We start from the raw sequence: 3,649 nt of genomic DNA, 5'->3' as shown, positions 1-3,649 counted from the left end.
CGTTCCGCCGGCACATCGGCGTCCTCTGGGACCTGGGCACCTTCTGGCCTCGGGCCGCCCACCCGTTCGCTCCGCCCTGCTACTCCGAGCGGGCCGTGCCGGAGTTGGCCCGTCGCATCACGTACCTCGTCGAGCGCGGGGACGCCGTGCTGCTCACCGGGCACAGCCACGGTTCGGTCCTGCTCGCCGCGACGGTGCTCCAGTTGCCGCCGCACGTCGGCGACCGAATCGCTCTGCTCACCCACGGGTCGCCGCTGCACCGCCTTTACGCGCGGCTCTTCCCCGCGTACGTCGACGACGTGGCGCTGCACGAGATCGGCCGCCGGGTCGGTTGGCGGTGGGTGAACCTGTGGAGCGACACCGACCCCATCGGCGGCTGGATCTTCTCGGCGCACCGCACACCGGCGCCGGGCGATGTCGGCGGCCCGGCCGCCCGGGTGGATCGCCGGTACCGTGATCCGCGCGACGTGGTGACGCCGCCCAGTGACAGCGTCCCCCCACCCATCCGTGGGCACTGGCTGGGCGAATCCGAAGAGCCGTTCACGGCGGCGGCCCGGGAGTTGGTGCGGCGCCTCGGTGAGCGGGCCGACCCGCCCGGCACGGCGACGTAGCGGACCGTGTCACCGTCCGCTGTTCGCCCGCGCCCGCCAGTCGTCGAGACGCGTACCGGCGAGGCGGGCGCCGTCGGCGGGAACGAGGGAGCGTTCGCCGAGCTTCGCGCCGAAGTAGCGGGCGTCCGGGTCGGCCACCACCGACCGAGGGTCCTGCTGGGCGGCGAGGAGGTCTCGGCCCAGGTCGTCGAGGCGGAACTGCTCCGGGCCGGCGATCTCGACCACGGCGTTCGTCGGCGCACCGACTACGACCTCGGCCACTGCGGCCGCGACGTCGTCGGCGGCCATCGGCTGGATGAGCACCGGGGCCAGGTGCACGGTGTCGCCGTCCGTGCCGGCGTCGACGATCCCCTGGAGGAACTCGAAGAACTGGGTGGCGTGCACGATCGAGTACGGGGTTCCGGACGCGACGACGAGCTTCTCCTGGGCGACCTTCGCCCGCATGTAGCCGCTGTCCGGGATCCGGTCGCAACCCACGATGGAGAGCACCACGTAGTGGCCCACCCCGGCGTCCGACGCGGCGGCAAGGAGCGTCCGGGTGGACGTCTCGAAGAACTCCAGCACGGCCTTGTCCTCGAACGACGGCGAGTTCGACACGTCGACGACGGCGTCGGCACCGGTGAGCGCATCGGCCACGCCCTCGCCGGTCAGGGTGTTCACGCCGGTCTTCGGTGATGCCGGCACCACCTCGTGGCCCTGGGCGCGGAGGTCATCCACGAGCTTGGAACCGATGAGGCCGCTGCCCCCGATGACGACGATCTTCATGGTCGAACCACGTCCTTTCCGCATGGGTTGAGTCGTGCTGCCACCCAGTAAGACGGAAAGCGTGCACCGATGCAGGACAATCGCCGGAGAACAGTTCGACGGAGACCTGGAGGTGGCCGTGGCCGAGGTGTCGCACCCGGTGTTCGCCCGCGTCTACGAACGGTTGAGCGTCGCCATGGACCGGGCCGGTACGGCGGCCTACCGGCGGGACCTGGTCGCCGGCCTGTCCGGCCGGGTGGTCGAGATCGGTGCGGGCAACGGGCGGATGTTCCCGCACTACCCGCCGTCGGTGACCGAGGTCGTCGCTGTCGAACCGGAACGGCGTCTGCGGGCCGCCGCCGAACGCGCGGCACCGAGCGCGCCGGTCCCGGTCACGGTCGTCGACGGGTTGGCCGAGAGGCTGCCGGCCGGGGACGACGAGTTCGACGCCGCCGTGGTCGCGCTGGTGCTGTGCACCGTGCCGGACCAGGCGAGCGCGTTGGCCGAGGTCGGGCGGGTGCTGCGCCCGGGCGGCCAGTTGCGGTTCTTCGAACACGTCGCCGCCGAGAAGCCCGGCGGTCTGCACCGAGCCCAGCGACTGGTCGACGCGACACTGTGGCCGAAGCTGTTCGCCGGGTGCCACACCAACCGCGACACCGTCGCCGCCATCACGACCGCAGGGTTCGTCATCGAGGAACTAAACCGCTTTCGTTTCCCGGCCACCAGCAACAGCCCCTCCTCGCCCTGCGTCCACGGACGCGCGATCTGGCCGGCGACGGCGGACCGCCGATAGGGACGGCAGCCGGTCGCCTGCCCTGAGTCGAGGGACAGGCCAAACGGCGAGAGCACCAAACGCGAACGCGAGGCCCCATCCACTTTGCCCGGAGGGCAGGGGCATTATTCCGTTTTGACAGCATTTGCCGGGCTGGCGTGATGTGGTGGTCACCGCCGCTTGTCGGCGACATATCGGCCGTATCGCGCAGGACGCTGCTCACGAGACGTCTCCTGCGAGGAATACCCGGAGGATGTTCTGTGACAGCTAAACCCAAACTTCGTTTACGGCGGCGGGTGGTGTTGCCGGCCCTCGCGGCTGCCGCAGCCGTCACCGTGTCGGTCAGCCTGCTCCTCAGCTCGACCGCCGCCAACGCGCAGGAAGCACCCGTCAACCTCGGGACGGCGGCGGACTTCTCCGTCCTGGCCGGTGCCGAGCCGACCAACACCGGCCCCAGTTTCCTGGCCCAGAGCCTCGGGCGGTTCCCCGGAAACACCGCGGCCGGCTTCGGAACGGCGACCATCGGCGGCGAGGTGCACCTCGGTGACGCGGTCGCTCTTCAGGCTCAGAGCGACCTGACCATCGCCTTCAACGACGCCGCCGGTCGGACTCCGTTCACCAATCTTCCTGCGGAGCTCGGCGGCAATACGCTCAACGAGGGGGTCTATCGGATCGGTGCCGCCCAGTTGACCGGGGCGCTGACCCTCAACGGCCAGGGCGACCCGTCGGCCGTCTTCATCTTCCAGGTCGACTCCTCGTTGACGACGGCGTCGAACAGCAGCGTCGTGCTGATCAACGGTGCCTCAGCCTGCAACGTGTTCTGGAAGATCGGCAGTTCGGCGACGATCGGCACCGGCACCACCTTCGTGGGCACCATCATGGCTCAGGCGGCGATCACGATGGCCACGGGCGCGACCCTCCAGGGCCGCGCGCTGGCGCGAACCGCCGCCGTCACCCTCGACACCAACGTCATCACCGCGCCGGTGTGCGCGGGGCCGACCGGCCCGCCCGGACCGACCGGTCCTCCCGGCCCCACCGGCCCTCCGGGCCCGTCCGGCCCGCCCGGCAGTCCTGGGGCGCCCGGCAGCCCCGGCGCACCCGGCAGTCCTGGGGCACCCGGCAGCCCCGGCGCACCCGGAGCACCCGGCAGCCCTGGGGCGCCCGGAGCACCCGGTAGCCCTGGCGCACCTGGCGCACCCGGTAGCCCTGGCGCACCTGGACCGTCCGGGCCTCCCGGACCTCCCGGTCGACCCGGCGGCCCGGGTGGCAAGGTCCCCATCCTGCCGGTTACCGGCGGCGGGGTGGTCCCGGCCATGACAGGCGTCGGAAGTGTGATGGTCGTGCTGGGCGCGTTCGCGTTCGTCCTCGCACGGCGTCGACGCCAGGAATCCTGATCGGTGGTCCGGCCGGCAGCTGACTGCCGGCCGGCTTCGACCTTTCCTCTCCACGTGGCATCCGCGATTGAGAGCGTGGGAGCTGGCCAACCCCGACGGGCCCGAGTCGGCCTGGCCCGACGACGCGG

General features: G+C 71.5%; 3 protein-coding genes and 1 pseudogene. 3 read left to right on the top strand and 1 reads right to left on the bottom strand.

Going from position 1 to position 3,649, the window contains the following annotated elements:
- Window positions 1-611, top strand: a pseudogene (locus ACWCO3_RS32835) (hypothetical protein); the annotation flags it as partial.
- 9 nt (window positions 612-620) lie between these two features.
- Here ACWCO3_RS32835 and ACWCO3_RS32830 read toward each other — a convergent pair.
- Window positions 621-1,376: an SDR family oxidoreductase gene (locus ACWCO3_RS32830; RefSeq protein WP_357931930.1), complete on the bottom strand. Its 756-nt coding sequence runs from the start codon at window positions 1,374-1,376 to the stop codon at window positions 621-623.
- A 61-nt stretch (window positions 1,377-1,437) separates the two neighbouring features.
- Here ACWCO3_RS32830 and ACWCO3_RS32825 point away from each other — a divergent pair, with 61 nt between their 5' ends.
- Together ACWCO3_RS32825 and ACWCO3_RS32820 are read left to right on the top strand one after the other, a co-directional pair.
- Window positions 1,438-2,148 carry a class I SAM-dependent methyltransferase gene (locus ACWCO3_RS32825; protein ID WP_244311820.1) on the top strand — a complete coding sequence of 237 codons (711 nt, stop codon included), beginning with the start codon at window positions 1,438-1,440 and terminating at the stop codon, window positions 2,146-2,148.
- 239 nt (window positions 2,149-2,387) lie between these two features.
- Window positions 2,388-3,521 (top strand): ice-binding family protein, encoded by a 1,134-nt coding sequence (locus tag ACWCO3_RS32820; RefSeq protein ID WP_450013810.1) that lies wholly within the window; start codon window positions 2,388-2,390, stop codon window positions 3,519-3,521.
- Window positions 3,522-3,649 lie beyond the last annotated feature (128 nt).

Source organism: Micromonospora sp. NPDC002411 (genome assembly GCF_053592955.1).
Note: the sequence above shows the minus strand (reverse complement) of the source record. Positions and strands in the feature narration are given on the sequence as shown.